Source organism: Pseudomonas sp. 22072, assembly GCF_052046095.1.
GTDB lineage: Bacteria > Pseudomonadota > Gammaproteobacteria > Pseudomonadales > Pseudomonadaceae > Aquipseudomonas > Aquipseudomonas paracarnis.
This window is the reverse complement of sequence record NZ_JBQEQE010000001.1, coordinates 37,786-56,783: the sequence shown is the minus strand read 5'-3', so window position 1 is coordinate 56,783 and position 18,998 is coordinate 37,786. Positions and strand designations below refer to the sequence as shown.

Here is an 18,998-nt window from a genome sequence, read left to right as displayed (position 1 = left end):
TACCAGCCCTCAGGCCCTCATCGCAGGCAAGCCAGCTCCCACAGAAAGTCCAAAGCCAGGTGGGCGCCATGGCTGAGTCCGTACCGCTCAAGCGCCTGGTCACCCGCCTGCTGATCCTGGTGCTGGCAATGTTCGCCTTCGGCTTCGCCCTCGTGCCGATCTACGACGTGATGTGCAAGGCGTTCGGCATCAACGGCAAGACCGCCGGGCAGTACGAGGGTGAGCAAATGGTTGACCCCTCGCGCCAAGTGCGGGTGCAGTTTCTGTCCACCAACGCCATCGACATGGTCTGGGAATTTCACTCCAAGGCCGATGAGATTGTGGTCAACCCCGGAGCAGTCAACGAGATGCTGTTCGTGGCCTACAACCCCACTGATAAGCCGATGACCGCCCAGGCGATACCCAGTATTTCCCCGGCCGAAGCGGCGATGTACTTCCACAAGACCGAATGCTTTTGCTTCACCCAGCAAGTGTTGCAGCCCGGTGAGCGCATTGAGATGCCCGTACGTTTCATCGTCGACCGAGCGATGCCCACGGATGTGAAGCATTTGACCCTGGCGTACACGCTGTTCGATATCACTGCGCGCCAGCCGCCCGTGGCCGTCAGGACCGGGGGCTAGCTACTGTTTGCCCCCTCAATCAGGAGAGCGAATACATGTCGACTCATGATACGTACTACGTACCAGCGCAAAGCAAATGGCCAATAATTGCCACGATTGGCCTTCTGGTCACCGTGTATGGCCTGGCCGTGTGGTTCAACGACTTGAAGGCCGCGCGCCCTGAATCCCACGGGCCGTGGATCTTTTTCGTCGGCGGTTTGCTGCTGGCCTACATGCTGTTTGGCTGGTTTGGCGCGGTGATCAAGGAAAGTCGTGCTGGGCTGTACAGCGCCCAGATGGACCGCTCGTTCCGCTGGGGCATGACCTGGTTCATCTTTTCGGAGGTGATGTTCTTCATCGCCTTTTTTGGTGCGCTGTTCTACGTGCGCGTCTGGGCTGGGCCTTGGTTGGCGGGCGAGGGGCCCAAGGGCATTGCGCACATGCTGTGGCCGAACTTCGAGTTTGCCTGGCCCCTGCTGAACAACCCCGACCCCAAGCTCTACCCTGCGCCCAAAGGCACCATCAGCCCCTGGGGCCTACCATTGGTCAATACCATCCTGCTGGTGAGTTCCAGCGTGACCATCACCATTGCCCACCATGCCCTGCGCAAAGGCCATCGTGGCGCACTGAAACTCTGGCTGGCGATCACCGTGCTGCTGGGCTTGGCGTTTCTTGGATTCCAGGCCGAGGAATACATCCACGCCTACAAAGAGTTGGGCCTAACCCTGGGTTCAGGCGTGTACGGCGCGACGTTCTTCATGCTCACGGGCTTTCACGGCGCCCACGTGACCATCGGCACCATCATTCTGTTTGTGATGCTGATGCGCATCCTGCGCGGGCATTTCAATGCCGAGCACCAGTTCGGTTTCGAGGCGGCCAGTTGGTATTGGCACTTTGTGGACGTGGTGTGGATCGGGCTGTTTTTCTTTGTCTATGTGCTCTGACGCCGCTTACCACGGCGCATGAGAGACCAATTGGCCGCTGAAAAAGCCCCAGGCGATCAAGCCCACGGTGATCACGGCCAGGGTGACACGCACGGTCAAGGCAGTGACGAGGCGGTTGGAGTTGCCCTCGTCCTTGACCAGGAAGAACAAGCCACTGAACAGGCTCACGACGGTCGCGATCAGCATCAGGGCAATGGCGGCTTTGAGCATGGTCTGGCTCCGGGCTAATTGGGGAGGGGCGATGAGATCGAGTATAGCCAGTGCCATGCAACGCTTTCGTCCGGGCATCGCGCCGACGCTGGTGGTACTGGTGTTGCTGCCGTTGATGGTGGGCCTGGGGTTTTGGCAATTGTCCCGCGGGCACGAAAAGCAACTGTTGGTAGACCGTTATGCCGAGCGCCGCGCCGCCGAGCCGGTCAGCAGTGCTCAGCTCAATGACATGGCTGATCCAGCCTTCCGTCGCGTTCACCTTCGCGGGCAACTGGATGGTGCACACAGCGTATTGCTGGATAACCGCATGCGTGACGGCAAGGCCGGTGTCGAGTTGCTGCAACCCTTTCATGACCAGGCCAGCGGCCTGTGGCTGTTGCTCAATCGCGGCTGGCTGCCCTGGCCGGACCGGCGTATCGCGCCCGCCTTTACTACTCCTGAACAGACGCTGAACCTCGACGCCTGGGTGTACGTCGCCCCAGGCGAGACCTTCCAACTGCATGCCGACCCGGCCAGCACGCAATGGCCGCGCCTGCTTACCGCACTGCACCCCGCCGCCCTGTGGGACGAACTGGGGCGCAGCGGTTTTGACTATGAACTGCGCGCCGAAGCGGGCCCCGGTACCTACGAAACCACCTGGCCCGTCGTCGCCATGGGCCCGGAAAAACACCTGGCCTACGCTGTGCAATGGTTCGCCATGGCCATGGCGTTGCTGGCGCTTTACCTCTACCTCGGATGGCATAACAAAAAGGAGAAGCCCCATGGGAGCGGCCATGAATTCACCCAGCACATCTGACACGCCTGATCGGCGCAAGGGGCGCTGGCAGCTGATTTTGATCCTGATGATGGTGATCGGCCCGATGGTGCTGGCCACCTTCATGTACAAATTGCAGTTCTGGGTGCCGGACAGCCGCAGCTATCACGGCGAACTGATTGGCAACGGCCAGACCCGCGCCGACATCGGCGTGCAGGCCGATGAACAGCGCTGGCAACTGCTGGTCACCGCCCCCACCGCCTGTGCTGCCAATTGCCAGCAACTGGTCTACCTGGCGCGCCAGCTGCAGATCAGCCTTGGCCGTGATGCATCCCGTGCCAGCCATGCCCTGGCGGGTGCGCAACCGTTGAGCGGCGAATACGAGGCCAAGCTCAAAGCCGAATATCCACAGCTGCAGCGCTACCCGCTGGATGTGTCGTCCTTTACCAGGAACGCTGCCGCGCCCGGCGATGCGCAACTGTGGATCGTCGACCCCCACGGCAATTTGGTGCTGCGCTACGACGCCAAGGTCAAGGGCAAGGACTTGCTCAACGATCTGCGCTTGCTGCTGAAACTGTCGAACATCGGATAAGGGCACCCTCATGGCCAAGCCTGGATTTCGCCTCGCGCTGTTTGCCACGTTACTGGCGTTGTTTGTCGTGCTGCTCGGTGCCTATACCCGCCTGACCCACGCCGGCCTCGGCTGTCCGGACTGGCCGGGCTGCTATGGCTTTATCAGCGTGCCGCAAAGCGAAGCCCAACTGGCCCATGCCGAGTTGCACTTTCCCGACACGCCGGTGGAGGCCGACAAAGGCTGGGCCGAGATGACCCATCGCTACTTCGCGGGCAGCCTGGGCCTGTTGATCGCGCTGCTGGCGGCGCGTTCGTGGCGTCATCGACGTGATCCGGGCCAGCCCGTGAAGCTGCCGCTGTTCCTACTGGCGGTGGTGTTCGCCCAAGCGGCGTTTGGCATGTGGACCGTGACCTTGAAGCTCTGGCCGCAAGTGGTCACAGGGCACCTTTTGGGCGGCTTTGCGACCTTGAGCCTCCTGTTTCTGCTGACCCTGCGGCTGTCCGGCGTACTACCGGCGCTGGTCGTGCCCAAGCGCCTGCAATATTGGGCGACGGCGGGCCTGGTGCTGGTGATCGGGCAGATCGCCCTGGGCGGCTGGGTCAGTTCCAACTACGCAGCGGTGGCCTGTATCGATTTGCCCACCTGTCATGGCCAATGGTGGCCGACGGCAGACTTCGCCAATGGTTTTCACCTGACCCAGCACATCGGCCCCAATTACCTGGGCGGGCAGCTCGACAGCGAGGCGCGCACTGCTATCCACCTGACGCATCGCATCGGCGCCGTGCTGGTCACGCTCGTGCTGCTCGGTTTGGCCTGGCAACTGCGAGCAGTAGGGATGACGCGCCTGGCCGGCCTGCTGTTGATCGCCCTGGCTGCGCAGATCTGCCTGGGGGTGAGCAATGTGGCGTTCGGCTTGCCCCTGCCGGTGGCGGTCGCACACAACGCCGGCGGGGCAGCGTTGTTGTTGACGCTGGTGCTGGTCAATTATCACGCGCGCACCAGCCTGGTTCGGGTGCGTCACCCGCGCCTGTTCGGCTGGCGTTTTATCCCGCGCAAACAGGTGTCGGGCCTTATCACCCTTAAAGGAGAGCTGCCATGGCGACCGTGATCGGCGCACGTCGCGACCGGGCGATCTGGCGTGACTATTTGGAGCTGACCAAGCCCAAAGTAGTGGTGCTGATGCTGATTACTTCGCTGGTGGGCATGTTCCTTGCCACCCGCGCCGGGGTGCCCTGGACAGTGCTGGTGTTCGGCAACCTCGGCATTGCCCTGTGTGCCGGCGGCGCGGCGGCGGTGAACCATGTGGTCGATCGACGGATTGATGCCGTGATGGCGCGCACTCACAAGCGGCCGATGGCTGAGGGGCGTGTCTCGCCGATGGCGGCGTTAGCGTTTGCGTTGTTCCTGGCTATTGCAGGATTAGCCCTGCTGCTCGCGTACACCAACCCGCTGGCGGCCTGGCTGACCTTGGCTTCGCTGCTGGGTTATGCGGTGATCTATACCGGCTTTCTCAAGCGAGCAACGCCGCAGAATATCGTCATCGGCGGTCTGGCCGGTGCGGCGCCGCCGCTGTTGGGTTGGGTGGCTGTTACTGGGCATGTGAGTGCCGAACCCTTGCTGCTGGTGCTGATCATCTTCGCCTGGACTCCGCCACATTTCTGGGCCCTGGCCATTCACCGCAAAGAGGAATACGCCAAGGCCGACATCCCGATGCTGCCGGTCACCCATGGCGAACACTACACCAAGGTGCATATCCTGCTGTACACCTTCGCCCTGCTGGCGGTGAGCCTGATGCCCTACGTTATCCACATGAGCGGGCTGCTCTACCTGGGCTGTGCGCTGGTATTGGGTGCGCGCTTTCTGCAATGGGCCTGGGTGTTGTACCGTGGCAGCCAGCCGCACGCGGCGATCAACACGTTCAAGTACTCTATCTGGTACTTGCTGCTGCTGTTTATCGCCCTGCTCGTAGACCACTACTTATTGTTGAACCTATGACTCGAACTCAAAAAACCGTCTTCATCCTTGTGGCCCTGGTGGCGTTGATCATGGGCCTGACCGTCAACAAAGTGCTCTCGGGCAAAGGCCAGGGCGATCCCACTGCGCTGATCGACGCCGGCATCATTCTGCTCCCGCAAAGCCGCCAGTTGCCAACGGTGACCATGACCGACCAGGAAGGCCAGCCGGTGGTGGTCAATGAGTTGAAGGGCAAGTGGAGCCTGCTGTTTTTCGGTTACACCTTCTGCCCGGATATCTGCCCGACCACCCTCGCCCAGCTTCGCCAGATCAAGAGTGAGCTGCCCAAAGAGGCTGTGGACAAGTTGCAGGTGATCCTGGTCAGCGTCGATCCACACCGCGATACCCCGGCGCAGCTCAAGCAGTACCTGGGTTACTTCGACCCACAGTTCCAAGGCCTGACTGGCGCTAACGTGGAGGATGTGCAGAAGGTCTCGAATGCGGTGAGCATTCCCTTCATTCCGGCGGATACCAGCAAGCCGAACTATACAGTCGACCACAGCGGTAACCTGGCACTGATCGGCCCGGATGGTACTCAGCGTGGGTTTATTCGTGCGCCGTTGAACAACCAGAAACTGGTGGCGCAGTTGCCGGGGTTGCTACAGCGCAAGTGAGCACCTGATGATCGTTCCCACGCTCTGCGTGGGAATGCAGTTAGGGATGCTCTGCGTCCCCAAGCGTGACGCAGAGCGTCACGAGAGGCGTTCCCACGCGGAGCGTGGGAACGATCAGATCAGGAGAAATCAGAACGCCGGTTTGATCGCGCCTTTGTACTTCTCTTCGATGAATTTCTTCACTTCAGGCGTGTGCAGAGCTGCGACCAGCTTCTTCACCGCGTCCGCATCCTTGTTGTCTTCGCGGGTCACCAGGATGTTCACGTAAGGCGAATCGCTGCCTTCGATCACCAGGGCATCCTTGGATGGGTCCAGCTTGGCTTCCAGGGCGTAGTTGGTGTTGATCAGCGCCAGGTCGACCTGGGTCAGCACGCGCGGCAGGGTGGCGGCTTCCAGTTCGCGGAATTTCAGGTTTTTATCGTTGCCGGTGATGTCCTTGATGGTCGACAGGATGTTGGTCGGGTCCTTCAGGGTGATCAGGCTGTTCTTGGCCAGCAGCAACAGCGCACGGCCGCCGTTGGTGGCGTCGTTCGGGATCACCACGTTGGCGCCGTCAGGCAGGTCGGCCAGTTTTTTGTACTTGCTGGAGTAAGCGCCCAGAGGTTCGAGGTGCACAGCGCCGACGCTCACCAAGTGAGTGCCTTTGGCCTTGTTGAATTCATCCAGGTACGGCTGGTGCTGGAAGAAGTTGGCATCCAGGCGCTTTTCAGCCACCTGTACGTTCGGCTGCACGTAGTCGGTGAAGACTTTGACCTTCAGATCCACGCCTTCTTTGGCCAGGGCAGGCTTCACGAATTCGAGGATCTCGGCGTGAGGCACCGGCGAAGCAGCGACCGTAATGGTCTCGGCGTGGGCGGAAAACGCAGCCACGGCGGCGAAAGCAACCAGTAGTTTTTTCATCCAGCAAGCTCCTTGTTCGGGCATCTGCCGGCTATGTGCCGGCAATGGCCGTTATTTACGAGAAAAGTGCACCACCAGCCGGTCGCCGACGGTTTGCAGAATTTGCACCAGAATCAACAGCATCACCACAGTGACCACCATCACATCGGTCTGGAAACGCTGGTAGCCAAAACGGATTGCCAGGTCGCCCAGGCCGCCAGCACCGACCACACCAGCCATCGCGGTGTAGGAAACCAGTGTAATCGCCGTCACCGTAATCGCCGCGAAGATGCCAGGGCGGGCCTCGGGCAATAGGGCATTGGTGATGATCTGGCGGGTGGTGGCGCCCATGGCCTGGGTGGCTTCGATGATGCCACGGTCCACTTCGCGCAGGGCGGTTTCCACCAGGCGAGCAAAGAATGGCGTGGCACCGACGACCAGTGGTGGGATCGCGCCGGCGACACCCAGCGACGTGCCGGTGATCAGTACCGTGAACGGAATCATCACGATCAACAGGATGATGAACGGCAGCGAGCGCAAGATATTCACGATCAGCGACAACAGCGCGTACAGGCCTTTTTGTTCGAATAGCTGGCGCGGGCTGGTCAGGAACAACAGCACGCCCAGGGGCAGCCCCAGTAGCACGGTGAAGAACAGCGAGCCGAACAGCATGGTCATGGTGTCGCCGGTGGCGAGCCAGATTTCAGACCAGTCGATATTGGCGAAGAAACTCAGGAAAACGTCCATCAGCGCAGGACCTCCATGTGAACGTCGGCGGCGGTGAAGCGTGCGAACGCGGCTTCCATGTCACCGCCGGTGACGGCGAGGGTCAGTTGCCCGTAAGGGATGTCTTTGATGCGGTCGATACGACCGGCAAGAATGCTGTAGTCCACACCGGTTTCCCGTGCGACGGTACCCAGCAGTGGCGCGTAGGTCGCGTCCCCTTGGAACGTCAGGCGCACGATACGGCCTGGCACATGGGCAAAGTCGTCGCGCTGCTCGCCTTCGTCCACCTGTTCGGCTTCTTGTACGAAGCGCTTGGTGGTCGGGTGCTTGGGGTGCAGGAACACGTCGGCCACCGAGCCTTGCTCGACGATTACCCCGGCGTCCATGACGGCGACCTGGTCGCATACGCGGCGGATCACGTCCATTTCATGGGTGATCAACACGATGGTCAGGTTCAACTCGCGGTTGATCTCGGCCAGCAGTTGCAGGACCGACGCCGTGGTTTGCGGGTCGAGGGCGCTGGTGGCTTCGTCACAAAGCAGGATTTTTGGCTTGGTCGCCAGGGCTCGGGCGATGCCGACGCGCTGTTTCTGGCCGCCGGACAACTGCGCCGGGTACTTCTTGGCGTGGTCCGACAAGCCGACGCGGGCGAGCAGCTCAGCCACACGCTGGTCGATTTCCTTGCGCGACAGTTCACCGGCGAGCGTCAGCGGCAGCGCGACGTTGTCGGCCACGGTCTTGGACGCCAGCAAGTTGAAGTGCTGGAAGATCATCCCGACCTGCTGGCGAAAGCGCCGCAGGCCGTTGGCGTCCAGCGCAGTGACTTCTTCGCCATCCACCTTGATCTGGCCGCCACTGGGCTCTTCCAGACGGTTGATCAGGCGCAACAGGGTGCTTTTACCGGCACCCGAATGGCCAATCAGGCCAAACACCTGGCCGTTCTCGACGCGCAGGCTGGTGGGGTGCAGGGCGGGGATATCCTTACCGGCGACGCGGTAGGTTTTATGGACGTTTTGAAACTCGATCACGTAGCGAACCTTGTGGGGCGCATTGAAAAGGGATCAGCGGTTAGCCGGGCGCGCATTTTAGCCTGTCCGTATAGCGTTTCTTAGCATTTATTTCGTATTCATCCAGTCATTTGGCAATAACGCGATCAAAGGTCATAAAAAAGGAACGGTGCAAAACCAAGTCAGTCACTACTTAAGCAACTCGATTTCCCAGGTGCCGTGCCTGGGGTTTTGCTCAAACGAGCCGGGGACCGCTCTGGCCACTTTGAATAAGGAGTTTTGACTGATGAGTACCAAGAAGCCAGCCACCCCGCCGAAGAGTGAACTCGCGGGCACTGATACCCTGGACCGTGGCAACACCAACGCCAAGCTGCAGGCGTTGGAAGAATTCCGTTCCGACGCGACCGGCCAGGCCCTGCGCACCAACCAGGGCGTGAAGATTTCCGACAACCAAAACAGCCTGAAAGTCGGCGCCCGCGGCCCTTCGCTGCTGGAAGACTTCATCATGCGTGAAAAGATCACGCACTTTGACCATGAGCGTATCCCCGAGCGCATCGTGCATGCCCGTGGTACGGGGGCCCATGGCTATTTCCAGAGTTACGGCGACCATTCGGCGCTGACCAAGGCAGGTTTCCTGCGCACGCCTGAGCATAAAACCCCGGTGTTCGCACGTTTTTCCACGGTGCAGGGCCCGCGTGGTTCCGGCGACACCGTGCGTGACGTGCGCGGTTTTGCCGTGAAGTTCTTCACCGACGAAGGCAACTTCGACCTGGTGGGCAACAACATGCCGGTGTTCTTCATCCAGGATGCGATCAAATTTCCTGACTTCGTCCACGCGGTGAAACCCGAGCCTCATAACGAGATTCCTACCGGCGGTTCGGCCCACGATACGTTCTGGGACTTTGTTTCGCTGCAACCGGAATCCGCGCACATGGTGATCTGGGCCATGTCCGACCGCGCCATTCCAAAAAGCCTGCGCGCCATGCAGGGCTTTGGGGTACACACCTTCCGTTTGATCAATACCGAAGGTAAGTCCAGCTTCGTGAAGTTCCACTGGCGTCCAAAAGTCGGCACCTGCTCGCTGGTATGGGATGAGGCGCAAAAGCTGGCCGGTAAAGATACGGACTACCACCGTCGTGACCTGTGGGAAGCGATTGAAAGCGGCGATTACCCCGAGTGGGAGCTGGGCGTACAGATCGTGGCCGAAGAAGACGAGCACAAGTTTGATTTCGACTTGCTCGACCCGACCAAGATCATTCCAGAAGAACTGGTACCGATCACGCCGCTGGGCAAAATGGTGCTCAACCGTAACCCGGACAACTTCTTCGCTGAAGTCGAGCAGGTTGCGTTCTGCCCGGGCCACATCGTGCCGGGCATCGACTTCACCAACGACCCATTGCTGCAGGGCCGTCTGTTTTCCTACACCGATACCCAGATCAGCCGACTGGGCGGGCCGAACTTTCATGAGATTCCAATCAACCGGCCTGTCGTGCCTTTCCATAACGGCCAGCGCGACGCTCAGCATCGCACCGTGATTGATAAGGGTCGTGCGTCCTACGAGCCAAACTCTATTGATGGTGGTTGGCCGAAAGAAACCCCTGCTGGTCCTACCGATGGTGGCTTTGAGTCCTACTACGAGCGCGTCGATGCCAACAAAGTGCGTGAGCGCAGCGAATCCTTCGGTGACCATTTCTCCCAGGCGACGCTGTTCTACAACAGCATGAGCCACCACGAGAAAGAGCACATTATCGCGGCCTACAGTTTTGAGCTGGGCAAGGTGGAGCGCGAGTTCATCCGTGCGCGCCAGGTCAACGAGATCCTGGCCAATATCGACCTGGAGCTGGCCAAGCGCGTTGCGCAGAACCTGGGCTTGCCGGCGCCGACCAAGGGCACCGTGCCTGCCCGTGAAACGTCGTTGAAAGAATCGCCAGCCTTGAGCCAGGTGAACTTGCTGTCGGGCGATATCAAAACGCGCAAAGTGGCGATTCTGGCAGCCAACGGCGTTGATGGTGCGGCCATTGACGCGTTAAAAGCCGCGCTTGAAGCTGAAGGCGCCCATGCCAAGTTGCTGGGGCCTACTTCGGCGCCGGTGACCACCGCGCAGGGCAAGACGCTGCCGGTCGACGCCTCGATGGAAGGCATGCCGTCCATTGCCTTCGACGCAGTGTTTATCCCGGGTGGCAAAGAGTCCGTAAAGGCGCTGAGCGGTGATGGCGTGGCGTTGCATTACGTACTGGAAGCCTACAAACACCTGAAGGCGATTGCGGTAGCCAGCGATGTGAAGCCGTTGCTGGACCTGCTGAAACTGGAGGCGGATGCGGGGTTGATCGTGGGCGCGGATGCCAAGGCGTTCAAAGCGTTTTTTGCGGCGATTGCCCAGCATCGAGTGTGGGCGCGTGAGCCGAAATCCAAGGCGATTCCGGCTTAAGTTATCGGTTGTTTGTTAGATCGTCATCGCAGGCAAGCCAGCTCCCACACTGTTCAAATGTGCGAGCTGGCTTGCCTGCGATGCTTTTAGTCCGTCTTGCGCGGAATCAGCACAACCTGCGCCGGAATATGTTTCAGGATCTGCCGGTGAATCTTCAGGTCATACCCCGAATCAATCCGCTTGACCCGCTTGGTCAGTAACGTGGCCAGCCACGGGTAATCCTGGGTGCGTGGCACCTGAATGCTGACGTCGCACTGGTAATTCACCACACCGGTGGCGATGGCATCCAACTGATGGCGCATGTCTTCGACATCCGCGAGGTTCAGCGCCACGGTGGTGCTCGGCGCTGCCGGGTCGATGACCTTGGCGGCAGGCTTGGCTTCAGCGGCTTTCAAGGCGGCCTCTGCCTGGTCCAATTCGGCTTTGCGCGCATGGCTGATGGCGCTGTTGACGCCACCGGTAAGCGCAGGCGCCTTGGGCATCAGGGCGCGGGCGCGGCTCAGGGCCGTGGCGGCCGCGTTGACGTCGCCTTTTTGCAGCACGATCTGGCTGCGCTGCAGGTAGGCTTCGGCCAATTGACGCTGGTAGGCCTCAAGTGCCGGGTCGTTGGGCGATTGGGCCTGCAATGCGGCCAGTTGGTCTTCGGCGGTGGCCAATTCGCTGCTGGCCAGGTTTTGTTCCAGCTGCGCGATGGCCGCAGCCCGCGGATCCGGAGCCTGGGGGGCAGCGGGCGGCGTACTTTGGCAGGCGCCCAGCAGCAGTGAAAATGCGGCAAGGAGCAGATAACGGGAGGTGAACGGCTTCATTCCTGCGACTCTCTATTTGCGCAAAAAGCGAGCAAGTCTACACCCCTCGACGGGGCAGGACAAAACTCAGCAGAAACAGGGCGGCCGCCGTAACCACAATCGACGGCCCGGCCGGTGTGTCCTTGAACCAGGACAGCGCCAGGCCACCACACACTGCAAGCATCCCCAGGAGGCTGGCGCCAATTGCCATCTGCTCCGGAGAGCGAGCGTGGCGCTGGGCAGCGGCGGCTGGAATGATCAGCAGCGACGTGATCAACAATACGCCGACAATCTTCATCGCGACAGCAATCACCACGGCGATGAGCAACATCAAGGCCATACGCAGGCCTGCGACGGGCAAGCCTTCTACCTTGGCCAGTTCTTCATGCACGGTGATCGCCAGCAACGGGCGCCACAGGGCCACCAGCAACACCAGCACCGCAGCGCTGCCGCCGAGGATCCAGGCCAGGTCGGTCGGGCTGATCGCCAGCAGGTCACCGAACAGGTAGGCCATCAGGTCGATGCGCACTTCATGCATGAAGCTCAGCACCACCAGGCCCAGGGACAAGGTGCTGGGTGCGAGGATGCCCAGCAGGGTGTCGGAGGCCAGTGGCTGGCGTTGCTGCAGGGTCACCAGCAGCACGGCCAGCAGCAGGCAGCCGACGGTCACGGCGATGGCCGGGCTTACATCCAGCAGAAAGCCCATGGCCACGCCCAGCAAGGCGGCATGGGACAAGGTGTCGCCGAAATAGGCCATGCGTCGCCAGACCACGAACGAGCCCAATGGGCCCGCCACCAGTGCCAAAGCCAAGCCTGCCAGCAGGGCGTAGAGCAGAAAATCAGCCATGCTTGCAGCTATCTCCATGAACGTGGGGGGTATCGACGACGGCGCCATGCAGGTCATGGGCGTGGTCATGGTGGTGATGGTAGATTGCCAGGCTCTGGGCGTTCTTGCCGAACAGCTCCACGAACGCCGGGTCGCCACTGACCTGTTCCGGGTGGCCGGAGCAGCACACGTGGCGGTTGAGGCAGACCACTTGGTCGGTGGTGCTCATGACCAGGTGCAAGTCGTGGGAGACCATCAGTACGCCGCAACCATGGCGGTCGCGCAGGCGGGTGATCAGGCTGTACAGCTCGGCCTGGCCGGCGACATCGACGCCTTGCACGGGCTCATCGAGTACCAGCAACTCGGGCTCGCGCAGCAAGGCGCGGGCCAGCAGCACGCGCTGCATTTCGCCACCGGAGATGCTTTGCACCGGGTTGTCGATGACGTGTTCGGCGCCGACTTCCTTAAGCGCGGCCTGGGCGCGGGCGCGGTCTACGCCAGGCACCAGGCGCAGGAAGCGCAATACGGAGAGCGGCAATGTCGGGTCCACGTGCAGCTTTTGCGGCATATAACCCACGCGCAGCTTGGGCTTGCGCCAAACCGTGCCGCTGTGGGGCTTGAGCAGCCCGAGCACGGCGCGCACCAAGGTGGTCTTGCCAGCGCCGTTGGGGCCGATCAGGGTGACGATTTGCCCCGGTTCCACGCTCAGTGCGATGTTCTCCAGCACGTTTTGCCCGGCGAACGTGACCCCGACCTGCTCCAGGCGGATTAACGCATTGCTCATCAAACCCCCTGGCAGCCTGCGCACAGGCCGACCACTTCGACCGTTTGCCCTTCGACCTTGAAGCCGACGTCGGCAGAGCTTTTGATAATGGCGTCGCTGATGCTTTTTTGTTCAAGCTCAATGGCGGCGTGGCACTCGCGGCAGATCAGGAACTGGCCCTGATGCGCGTGCTCCGGGTGGTTGCAACCGACAAAGGCGTTAAGCGAGGCGATACGGTGCACCAGGCCGTTTTCCAGCAGGAAATCCAACGCACGGTAAACGGTGGGCGGCGCGGCGCGGCGGCCGTCCTGCTCGCTGAGGACGCCGAGAATGTCGTACGCGCCCAAAGGCTTGTGGCTCTGCCACACCAGCTCCAGCACCCGGCGACGCAAGGCAGTCAGGCGCAAGCCTTTCTTTGCGCACAGGGTGTCGGCCTCTGACAATGCGGTGTGCACGCAGTGAGAGTGGTCGTGGGGACGGCTGGCAAGCGGTGTTTTAGGCATGAGCGGCGACAGATATTTGATAGAGACGTTATTATGTTACCCGTTCCTACGCCATCGAGTGGTCATCGTGTCCCGACTTTTTCCCGTTTTTGTCGTATTTGTCACCAGTTTGTTCGTTGCCGGTGCCGCTCAGGCCGAGGTCAAGGTGCTGACGAGCATCAAGCCCTTGCAACTGATTGCCGCTGCCGTGCAGGACGGCGTGGCTGTTCCAGAGGTATTGCTGCCGCCGGGGGCGTCGCCGCATAACTTTGCTTTGCGCCCATCCGACGTACGGCGCGTGCAGTCGGTCGACCTGCTGTACTGGATTGGGCCAGACATGGAAACGTTTTTGCCGCGTGTGCTTAAAAGCCGTACAGCGGCAACGGTGGCCGTGCAAGACCTACCAGGCATGAAACTGCGCGTCTTCGGCGAAGATAGCCACTCTCATGCCGATGAAGCCGACGAACATGATCACGATCACCGCCCAGGCAGTGTGGATGCGCACCTGTGGCTGTCCACGGTCAATGCACGTGTGATCGCCGCTCGGATGGCGGCCGATCTGAGCGCTGCCGACCCAGCCAATGCCGAGCGTTATCAGAGCAATGCGAAGGCCTTCGAAGAACGCCTGAACGCGCTGGATGCGCGCCTGAAGCAGCGTTTGGCGGGCGTTGATGGCAAACCTTATTTCGTGTTCCACGAAGCCTTTGATTACTTCGAAGAGGCGTACGGTTTGAAGCATGCTGGCGTGTTCAGCGTGGCCGCCGAAGTGCAGCCGGGCGCGCAGCACGTAGCGGCGATGCGCGCTCGTTTGCAGGAAGTGGGCAAGACTTGCGTGTTCAGCGAGCCGCCGTTGCGACCTCGCTTGGCCGAAACCCTGGTGGCCGGGTTGCCGGTGAAGTTGGCGGAATTGGATGCATTGGGTGGCTATACGCCAGCTACCGCGCAGGGTTATGAGCAGGTACTGGAAAAGCTTGGCAATGACCTGGCCGGTTGCCTGGAGTCGCTCTAACACGCAACACAAAACCCCTGTGGGAGTGGGCTTGCCCGCGATAGCGCAGTGTCAGTCGATACTGCTATTGCAGGCAAGCCAGCTCCCACATTGACCGAATCGGTCTTTTAAAGTGCGAACGGCAGGTGGACCGTGACCTGTTGACGCTGCGCCAAGCGGTGCTCGAACTCAGCCGGGTCATGAATCAACACATCCTGCCCTGCAAATGATTCGGCCGCGATCAGCCGGGACAGCCAGAACCGTACGCACGCCACGCGCAGCATGGTCGGCCATAGCTCGGCTTCCTTCGCGGTAAACGCCCGTAGCCCCGCGTAAGCGCCCAGCAGCGCCCGGGCACGGTGACCGTCAATCACGCCATCGGCATCCGAGCACCAATCATTCAAGGCGATTGCCACGTCGTAGAGCATCGGCCCCGAACAGGCGTTGTAGAAGTCGATCAGGCCTGTCAGGTGCGTGCCTTCAAACATCGCGTTATCGCGAAACAGATCGGCGTGCACATTCGCCCGCGGCAGGCCGAGGATGTCGGCCTTGTGGGCGTCGATCTCGGCCAGCGCATCGCGCAACAGGCGTTGCTGGGCCTCGTTCAGGTGCGAAATGAGTTGCGCGCCCTCGCAGAGCATCCAATCCAGGCCGCGGTCGGTCTTGCGTTCAAGTACCTTTTCGCCTTGGGTGGCCAAGTGCAGGTGGCCGAGCAGTTCGCCAACCTGGGTGCAATGCTGTGCATTGGCCTCCTTGATGTGCTTGCCCGCCAGGCGCGGTTGCAGCAAGGCCGGTTTGCCCTTGAGTTCGCGCAAAGCGATGCCGTCGGTGGTACGCAGGGCGTACGGCACAGGCAGGTCGGCGTCATGGAGCACGTCGAGCAGTTCGATGAAGAACGGCATTTCTGCCACCGGGCCACGCTCAACCAGGGTCAGGACGAACTCGCCCTGCTCCAGGCTGATAAAGAAATTGGTGTTTTCGCTGCCGGCGGCAATCCCCTGGAAATCAAGCAGGCGGCCGAGCCCATAAGGGGCGAGAAAGGTTTCCAGCTCAGGCCGAGCCAGGGGGGTGAACACAGACATGGTTAAAACTGCCGTTACGGGCGCTGCGGTGGGCAGCGCCGGTTAAAATTAAGAAATCATTTCCATTCGAAGATCTTCCATGACGGGATCAGCATATCCGGCTGGTCAGAGCGGATGAAGTTCGCGTCGGTGCCGTCCGCACGTACCAGAAAGTACGGTGGTGCGCCCTTCGGGGTGACTTTGATTGCGTACAGAAAGCCGTTTTGGCGGTATTCCTGAATAGTTTTGTCGCCTTCCGTGCGAATGGTAACTTCCGGATCACCTCCAGGGGCACTGTCTGCCGCCATGGCAGCCATCGGAGCGAGTGCAATCAAACCGGTCAACAGCAGGCGATTGAATGTACGCATGATAACCTTGTCCCTTTGTTTTCATTGGTCCGGCTATTCTAGCGCCTGACCCGCCGAAAAGGTTGATCCTGCTCATGAGCCAAGCGCCCCTCGTCCTGGTGGACGGTTCTTCTTATCTGTATCGCGCCTTCCACGCGCTGCCACCGCTGACCACCTCCAAAGGCCTGCCCACCGGTGCGGTGAAGGGCGTGTTGAACATGCTCAAAAGCCTGCGCAAGCAGTACCCGGACAGCCCATTTGCGGTGGTTTTCGACGCCAAGGGTGGGACGTTTCGCGATGAGATGTACGCCGAATACAAAGCCAACCGCCCGAGCATGCCTGATGACATGCGCCTGCAGATCGAGCCGCTGCATCAAAGCGTGATCGCTCTTGGCTTCCCGTTGCTGTGCGTCGAGGGCGTCGAGGCCGATGACGTGATCGGCACCCTGGCTCGCAGCAGCGCGGCCGCCAGCCGCCCGGTGGTGATCTCGACCGGTGACAAAGACATGGCGCAGCTGGTGGACGGCCACATTACCTTGGTCAACACCATGACCGGTAGCTCGATGGACATCGAGGGCGTTAAGGAGAAATTCGGCGTCGCTCCGGAGCAGATCATCGACTATCTGGCGTTGATGGGTGACTCGTCCGACAACATTCCCGGCGTTCCGGGCATTGGCCCCAAGACCGCCTCCGGCTTGCTGGTGGGAGTCAATGGCGGCCTCAAAGAGCTTTATGAGCAGCTGGATATTGTGCCGACCCTGCCTATCCGTGGGGCCAAGACCCTGCCGGCCAAGCTGGAGGAGCACAAGGAGATGGCATTCCTGTCCTATCAGTTGGCGACGATCAAGATCGATGTGCCGCTGGATATCGGGTTGGATGATTTGCACCTGATCGAACCGGATCGCGAAAAGCTGCTGGAGCTGTACACGCTGCTTGAGTTCAAGAGCTGGCACGACGAGATTCAGCGCGATGCCAAGCGTGTCGAGCTCAAATCGGCGAGCGAGGTTGCGCCGGCCGCCGAAATGCCGGTCGAGGCTGTTATATCGGTACCGGTAGAGGCGGTTTACACCACCATTCTGGACCAGGCTACCTTCGACGTGTGGCTGAAAAAACTCCACGATGCGCCGTTGTTTGCTTTCGACACCGAAACCACCGGCATCGACGCCCAGCAGGCGCAATTGGTCGGGGTCTCGTTTGCTGTGCAGCCCCATGAAGCCGCCTACATCCCGCTGACCCATTCCTATATCGGCGCGCCGGATCAGTTGGACCGCGACACCGTGCTGCTGGCCCTGAAACCGCTGTTGGAAGACCCGACCAAACTCAAGGTGGGCCAGCACGCCAAGTTCGATATGAACATCCTGGCCAACTGCGCCATTGGCGGCGACCCTGCCCAGGGCATTACCGTGCGCGGCATCGCCTTCGACACCATGCTCGAATCCTACGTGCTCAATTCCACCGCGACCCGGCACGATATGGACAGTCTGGCGAAGAAGTACCTGGATCACGACACGGTCAGCTTCCAGGACATCGCCGGCAAAGGGGCCAAGCAACTCACGTTCGATCAGATCGCCCTTGAGCAAGCCGGCCCCTACGCGGCCGAAGATGCCGACGTGACCTTGCGCCTGCATCAGCACTTGTACGCGCAACTGGCGGCGATCCCGAGCCTGGCCAGTGTGCTGACGGACATCGAGATGCCGCTGGTGCCGGTGCTGGCACGCATCGAGCGCCAGGGCGCACTGGTAGACAAGGACCTGCTCGGCATTCAGAGCATCGAGCTGGGTAACAAGATGGTCGAGCTGGAGCGCCAGGCGTACGAGATCGCCGGTGAAGAATTCAACCTGGGTTCGCCCAAGCAGCTCGGGGCGATCCTGTACGAGAAGCTCGGCATGCCGGTGCTGAAAAAAACCGGCAAGGGCCAGGCATCCACCGCTGAGGAAGTGTTGGCCAAACTGGCCGAAGATGATTTTCCGTTGCCCAAGGTATTGATGCAGTACCGCAGCATGAGCAAGCTCAAAAGTACCTATACCGACCGCCTGCCGGAACAGATCAACCCGCGTACCGGGCGTATTCATACGTCTTACCATCAGGCCGTCGCGGCGACCGGGCGCTTGTCCTCCAGCGATCCGAACCTGCAGAACATCCCGGTGCGCACCGCCGAGGGGCGGCGCATTCGCCAGGCGTTTGTCGCGCCCAAGGGCTACAAACTGCTGGCGGCGGACTATTCGCAGATCGAGCTGCGGATCATGGCGCATTTGTCCAAGGACGAAGGCCTGATGAACGCCTTCCGCAATGACCTGGACGTGCACACGGCCACGGCGGCCGAAGTGTTCAAGGTCGAGTTGAATGAGGTCACGTCCAACCAGCGCCGCAGCGCCAAGGCGATCAACTTTGGCCTGATTTACGGCATGGGCGCCCAGAAGCTGGGCAAGGACATCGGCGTCGATACCAAGACCGCCAAGGCTTACATCGATGTGTACTTCGCTCGCTATCCAGGGGTGCGCGAATATATGGAGCGAACCCGCGCCCAGGCGGCGGATCAGGGGTATGTCGAAACCTTCTTCGGGCGGCGCCTGTACTTGCCGGATATCAACTCCAACAAGCCCCAGGAGCGCGCGGCGGCCGAGCGCACAGCGATCAACGCGCCGATGCAGGGCACGGCGGCGGACATCATCAAGAAAGCCATGGTGCAGGTGGATAACTGGCTGACCGAGTCGGGCCTGGATGCCAAGGTCATCCTTCAAGTGCACGACGAATTGGTGCTGGAGGTGCGTGAAGACCTGGTCGCGCAGGTCAGCGAGAAGATTCGCGAGCATATGAGCGCGGCGGCTCAGTTGGACGTGCCTTTGGTGGTGGACGTAGGCGTAGGCGATAACTGGGACGAGGCGCACTGATTCCGCGGCTTTGCCATCACCGTCAGTGGTGGCGAAGCGGTTTAGATCGGAAACCGTCGTCAGTTATTTCCAATAGTTTTTTGAGCCTGTCGGAACTTAACCTGTGA

The 18,998-nt window shown here is 60.8% G+C and carries 20 protein-coding genes; 10 read left to right on the top strand and 10 right to left on the bottom strand.

From position 1 onward, the window contains the following. Window positions 1-68: 68 nt before the first annotated feature. Together ACTJLA_RS00275 and ACTJLA_RS00270 are read left to right on the top strand one after the other, a co-directional pair. Complete coding sequence (locus tag ACTJLA_RS00275) at window positions 69-620, top strand: cytochrome c oxidase assembly protein (protein ID WP_054897242.1); 552 nt, start codon at window positions 69-71, stop codon at window positions 618-620. A gap of 35 nt (window positions 621-655) precedes the next feature. Next, window positions 656-1,543: a cytochrome c oxidase subunit 3 gene (locus ACTJLA_RS00270; protein ID WP_003187344.1), complete on the top strand. Its 888-nt coding sequence runs from the start codon at window positions 656-658 to the stop codon at window positions 1,541-1,543. A gap of 6 nt (window positions 1,544-1,549) precedes the next feature. On the opposite strand, the gene ACTJLA_RS00265 is transcribed toward ACTJLA_RS00270, so the two are convergent. Beyond that, on the bottom strand, window positions 1,550-1,753 hold the full coding sequence (locus ACTJLA_RS00265; RefSeq protein WP_003187345.1) for a twin transmembrane helix small protein: 204 nt from the start codon (window positions 1,751-1,753) through the stop codon (window positions 1,550-1,552). A 31-nt stretch (window positions 1,754-1,784) separates the two neighbouring features. Here ACTJLA_RS00265 and ACTJLA_RS00260 point away from each other — a divergent pair, with 31 nt between their 5' ends. From ACTJLA_RS00260 to ACTJLA_RS00240, 5 genes are read left to right on the top strand one after another with little or no spacing between them, the layout of a single operon-like run. After that, window positions 1,785-2,549, top strand: a complete 765-nt coding sequence (locus ACTJLA_RS00260; protein WP_089041582.1) for an SURF1 family protein — start codon at window positions 1,785-1,787, stop codon at window positions 2,547-2,549. Further along, a complete protein-coding gene (locus ACTJLA_RS00255; RefSeq protein WP_089041583.1) occupies window positions 2,515-3,099 on the top strand; it encodes a hypothetical protein in 585 nt (194 codons plus the stop codon). The genes ACTJLA_RS00260 and ACTJLA_RS00255 overlap by 35 nt, the downstream gene beginning before the upstream one ends. 10 nt (window positions 3,100-3,109) lie before the next feature. Then, the gene (locus tag ACTJLA_RS00250) at window positions 3,110-4,189 is read left to right on the top strand and encodes a COX15/CtaA family protein (protein WP_054897239.1); all 1,080 of its coding nucleotides are present in this window, start codon (window positions 3,110-3,112) and stop codon (window positions 4,187-4,189) included. Further along, entirely contained in the window at window positions 4,177-5,076 is a 900-nt protein-coding gene (gene cyoE / locus ACTJLA_RS00245; RefSeq protein WP_054920928.1) for a heme o synthase, read from the top strand. The genes ACTJLA_RS00250 and cyoE overlap by 13 nt, the downstream gene beginning before the upstream one ends. Then, window positions 5,073-5,708, top strand: coding sequence for an SCO family protein (locus tag ACTJLA_RS00240; protein ID WP_054897237.1), 636 nt, complete (start codon window positions 5,073-5,075; stop codon window positions 5,706-5,708). Before cyoE ends, ACTJLA_RS00240 begins: the two co-directional genes overlap by 4 nt. Window positions 5,709-5,837: 129 nt before the next feature. On the opposite strand, the gene ACTJLA_RS00235 is transcribed toward ACTJLA_RS00240, so the two are convergent. From ACTJLA_RS00235 to ACTJLA_RS00225, 3 genes are read right to left on the bottom strand one after another with little or no spacing between them, the layout of a single operon-like run. After that, complete coding sequence (locus tag ACTJLA_RS00235) at window positions 5,838-6,608, bottom strand: MetQ/NlpA family ABC transporter substrate-binding protein (RefSeq protein ID WP_314547283.1); 771 nt, start codon at window positions 6,606-6,608, stop codon at window positions 5,838-5,840. 51 nt (window positions 6,609-6,659) lie between these two features. Further along, window positions 6,660-7,334 (bottom strand): methionine ABC transporter permease, encoded by a 675-nt coding sequence (locus ACTJLA_RS00230; RefSeq protein ID WP_003187354.1) that lies wholly within the window; start codon window positions 7,332-7,334, stop codon window positions 6,660-6,662. Continuing rightward, on the bottom strand, window positions 7,334-8,341 hold the full coding sequence (locus ACTJLA_RS00225) for a methionine ABC transporter ATP-binding protein (RefSeq protein WP_034129230.1): 1,008 nt from the start codon (window positions 8,339-8,341) through the stop codon (window positions 7,334-7,336). Before ACTJLA_RS00225 ends, ACTJLA_RS00230 begins: the two co-directional genes overlap by 1 nt. Before the next feature lie 265 nt (window positions 8,342-8,606). Between ACTJLA_RS00225 and katE the strand changes: the two genes are divergently transcribed. Next, window positions 8,607-10,748, top strand: coding sequence for a catalase HPII (gene katE / locus ACTJLA_RS00220; protein WP_089041584.1), 2,142 nt, complete (start codon window positions 8,607-8,609; stop codon window positions 10,746-10,748). 86 nt (window positions 10,749-10,834) lie between these two features. Here katE and ACTJLA_RS00215 read toward each other — a convergent pair whose 3' ends face one another. From ACTJLA_RS00215 to zur, 4 genes are read right to left on the bottom strand one after another with little or no spacing between them, the layout of a single operon-like run. Continuing rightward, a complete protein-coding gene (locus ACTJLA_RS00215) occupies window positions 10,835-11,554 on the bottom strand; it encodes a PA5502 family lipoprotein (RefSeq protein WP_440840602.1) in 720 nt (239 codons plus the stop codon). 37 nt (window positions 11,555-11,591) lie between these two features. Further along, entirely contained in the window at window positions 11,592-12,380 is a 789-nt protein-coding gene (gene znuB / locus ACTJLA_RS00210; RefSeq protein ID WP_034129232.1) for a zinc ABC transporter permease subunit ZnuB, read from the bottom strand. Then, window positions 12,373-13,143, bottom strand: a complete 771-nt coding sequence (gene znuC, locus ACTJLA_RS00205) for a zinc ABC transporter ATP-binding protein ZnuC (protein ID WP_003187361.1) — start codon at window positions 13,141-13,143, stop codon at window positions 12,373-12,375. Before znuC ends, znuB begins: the two co-directional genes overlap by 8 nt. Further along, window positions 13,143-13,625, bottom strand: coding sequence for a zinc uptake transcriptional repressor Zur (gene zur, locus ACTJLA_RS00200; protein ID WP_014716336.1), 483 nt, complete (start codon window positions 13,623-13,625; stop codon window positions 13,143-13,145). Before zur ends, znuC begins: the two co-directional genes overlap by 1 nt. 58 nt (window positions 13,626-13,683) lie before the next feature. Here zur and ACTJLA_RS00195 point away from each other — a divergent pair, with 58 nt between their 5' ends. Continuing rightward, window positions 13,684-14,613 (top strand): zinc ABC transporter substrate-binding protein, encoded by a 930-nt coding sequence (locus ACTJLA_RS00195; RefSeq protein ID WP_314547591.1) that lies wholly within the window; start codon window positions 13,684-13,686, stop codon window positions 14,611-14,613. Window positions 14,614-14,720: 107 nt separating this feature from the next. On the opposite strand, the gene ACTJLA_RS00190 is transcribed toward ACTJLA_RS00195, so the two are convergent. Together ACTJLA_RS00190 and ACTJLA_RS00185 are read right to left on the bottom strand one after the other, a co-directional pair. After that, a complete protein-coding gene (locus tag ACTJLA_RS00190; RefSeq protein WP_054920916.1) occupies window positions 14,721-15,674 on the bottom strand; it encodes a homoserine kinase in 954 nt (317 codons plus the stop codon). A 56-nt stretch (window positions 15,675-15,730) separates the two neighbouring features. Then, window positions 15,731-16,021, bottom strand: coding sequence for a DUF2782 domain-containing protein (locus ACTJLA_RS00185; protein WP_016978788.1), 291 nt, complete (start codon window positions 16,019-16,021; stop codon window positions 15,731-15,733). Between the two features lie 74 nt (window positions 16,022-16,095). Here ACTJLA_RS00185 and polA point away from each other — a divergent pair, with 74 nt between their 5' ends. Further along, window positions 16,096-18,891: a DNA polymerase I gene (polA, locus tag ACTJLA_RS00180; protein WP_294191114.1), complete on the top strand. Its 2,796-nt coding sequence runs from the start codon at window positions 16,096-16,098 to the stop codon at window positions 18,889-18,891. Window positions 18,892-18,998 lie beyond the last annotated feature (107 nt).